Raw genomic sequence first — 2683 nt, forward strand, 5'->3', positions numbered from 1 at the left:
CCAACCTGGAGCGCATGGGCGATGAGGCCAACAAGATGGCGCGCATGGTCAAGTCCATCATCGAAAGCGGCGCAGCGCGCTCCTTGCCCTCCAGCGATCTGCGCATGGCCGCAGATCTGGCGTCGGGGCTGCTGCGCAAGGCACTCGACGCCTTTGCGCGCCTCGACACCAAGGCGGCGCTGGACATCCTCAAGGAGGATGACCTTATCGACAAGGAGTTTGACGGGTTCGTGCGCAAGCTCATCACCTACATGATGGAAGACCCTCGCACAATCTCTTCGAGCCTGGACCTGTTGTTTCTGGCCAAGGCCATCGAACGCATCGGAGACCACTCCAAGAACGTTGCCGAGCTGATCATCTATCTCGTCAAGGGCAAGGACATCCGCCACACGGCCCTGGACGAGATCGAGTCCACGGTGCTGCGTTGATCGAGAGGAGTTGCTCGTGAAAAAGATGCCCCGCGTACTGATCGTGGAAGATGAGCCGGCCATCGCCGAGCTGATCGCCGTCAATCTGCGGCACAACGGATTTCAGCCGATCTGGTCGGAAGATGGGGATTCTGCGCAGCGCGAGCTGGATGCGGTCTTGCCGGACGTGATCTTGCTGGACTGGATGTTGCCAGGCCAGAGCGGCCTTGCGTTGGCGCGCAAGTGGCGCGCCGACGCCCGCACCAAGCCGATTCCTATCCTGATGCTGACCGCGCGTGGCGATGAGCCGGACAAGGTGGCTGGATTGGATGCGGGCGCGGATGACTACATCACCAAGCCCTTTTCCACCCAGGAACTGCTGGCGCGCATCCGGGCCGTGTTGCGCAGACGGGCACCCGAGCAGGTGAGCGACAGCGTCGCCATCGGAGAACTGTCCCTGGACGCCGCGACCCACCGTGTGAGCTTCCAGGGGCAGCCGCTCAAGGTGGGCCCTACTGAGTTCAAGCTGCTCCACTACATGATGAAGCATCCCGAGCGCGTGCACAGCCGTTCACAGTTGCTGGACAAGGTGTGGGGAGACCACGTCTTCATCGAGGAGCGTACGGTGGACGTCCATGTCAAGCGCTTGCGCGAGGCGCTGGGCGTCGCGGGTGTGATGGTGGAAACTGTGCGTGGCGCTGGCTATCGCCTCACTGCACAGCCTCAGGCGTTGATGCGCGCATGAATGGTGTGAGTCGGCATGAAAGCCGGGTGTATTGGTTCCAGCACGCTGGTGCTGCGGGGATGCTGCCTTGGGTGGCCTGAGCTCTGAGGACGCATTTCATGCTGTGGCGAATCGTCTACTTTCTGCTCTCTCAGTTCGTCGGTGGCGGAATTGGTTGGTATGAGGCTGGGCCTTGGGGCGCCGCCGTGGGTGCCGCCCTCGCAGCCTGGGCTTGGTTTGTCTGGGATCTGTCGCGAGGCGCGCGGGTTCTGCGCTGGTTGCGCACCGGAGATCTGGCATCGGCTCCTGCCATGCGGGGGCTGTGGGGAGAGGCGTCTGATCGCGTCCGCAGGCTATTGCGCCAGCGAGACGCGCAGGCCCAGGCTGCCGATGCGCGCCTTCAGGAAATTCTGGCGGCTCTGCAGGCCACACCCAATGGTGTGATCCTCCTGGATGCTCAAGGGCATATTGAGTGGTGCAACCATATCGCCGCAGCACAGTTCGGCATTGACGTGCAACGCGACCACATGCAGTCCATCGGCAATCTGGTCCGCGATCCGGAGTTCAGTGCCTACTATGCCGCGCACGATTTCACGCAAGATGTGGTGTTGCAAGGGCGCGAGAGCACCCCGTCCAGGCCCGTGCGTATTTCAGTGCATCTGCACCCCTATGGCGATGGGCGCAAGTTGCTGCTTTCAAGAGACGTGACGGCTCTGGAACAGGCCGAGGCCATGCGGCGTGACTTCGTCGCCAACGTATCCCACGAAATTCGGACGCCGCTTACGGTGCTGACAGGCTTTGTCGAGACGTTGCAGACGTTGCACCTGTCGACGGATGAACGAGCACGCTATCTTGGCATGATGGCTCAGCAAGCCGCACGTATGCAAAGTGTGGTGCAGGATTTGTTGACGCTTTCTCGCCTGGAGGGCAGTCCGTTGCCTGGTATGACCGACTGGGTGCCTGCGAGACTGCTGGTCCAGCGGTGTGAAGAAGAAGGGCGCGCGCTTTCAGGCGTTTTGACCCAGCAACACGCCCGCAAGCACGTGCTGTCTTTCGAGGCGGAGGGGCTCGATGGGGTGGAGTTGGCCGGGGCTATGTCTGAATTGCAAAGTGCTTTTTCCAATCTCATCAGCAACGCTGTGCGCTATACGCCTGCTGGCGGTGAAATCACTGTGCGCTGGCGGCGCAATCCACAGGGAGACGTGGTGTTTTCGGTGGCCGATACCGGTCCGGGGATTGCCGCGGAGCACATTCCGCGCCTGACTGAGCGCTTTTACCGTGTGGATCGCAGCCGCTCGCGAGAGACTGGCGGTACAGGCCTGGGCCTCGCGATTGTCAAGCACGTCCTGCAGCGCCATGGCGCCAGTTTGCAGATTGTCAGCACGGTGGGTGTTGGCTCCACGTTTACCGTGGTCTTCCCGGTCACTCGGCTGCGTTTTGCCCGCAAGAGCGACGCAATTGCTGTCGCAGCATGATGAGCACACAAGCCGCGACAAGCCACAGGGCTCCTGCGCTCGCCGCCCAATAAAGCCATGGCCCAGGGCTGTCCGCC

3 protein-coding genes are annotated in these 2683 nt (G+C 61.9%); all 3 read left to right on the plus strand.

Annotated elements, in window-relative coordinates:
- Positions 1 to 428 (plus strand): PhoU domain-containing protein (locus tag ABD866_RS04145; protein WP_345061429.1); only part of this gene is annotated, 428 nt, incomplete at its 5' end.
- A gap of 16 nt (positions 429 to 444) precedes the next feature.
- Complete coding sequence (gene phoB / locus ABD866_RS04150; protein WP_345061431.1) at positions 445 to 1152, plus strand: phosphate regulon transcriptional regulator PhoB; 708 nt, start codon at positions 445 to 447, stop codon at positions 1150 to 1152.
- 98 nt (positions 1153 to 1250) lie between these two features.
- The gene (phoR, locus tag ABD866_RS04155; protein ID WP_345061433.1) at positions 1251 to 2606 is read left to right on the plus strand and encodes a phosphate regulon sensor histidine kinase PhoR; all 1356 of its coding nucleotides are present in this window, start codon (positions 1251 to 1253) and stop codon (positions 2604 to 2606) included.
- Positions 2607 to 2683 lie beyond the last annotated feature (77 nt).

The organism is Acidovorax lacteus (genome assembly GCF_039540375.1).
In the GTDB taxonomy this organism is placed as follows: Bacteria; Pseudomonadota; Gammaproteobacteria; order Burkholderiales; family Burkholderiaceae_C; genus Acidovorax_G; species Acidovorax_G lacteus.

Excerpts from the sequence above, each read along its gene's own strand:
- phoR (WP_345061433.1), top strand. The coding sequence starts at position 1,251 with ATGCTGTGGCGAATCGTCTACTTTCTGCTCTCTCAGTTCGTCGGTGGC.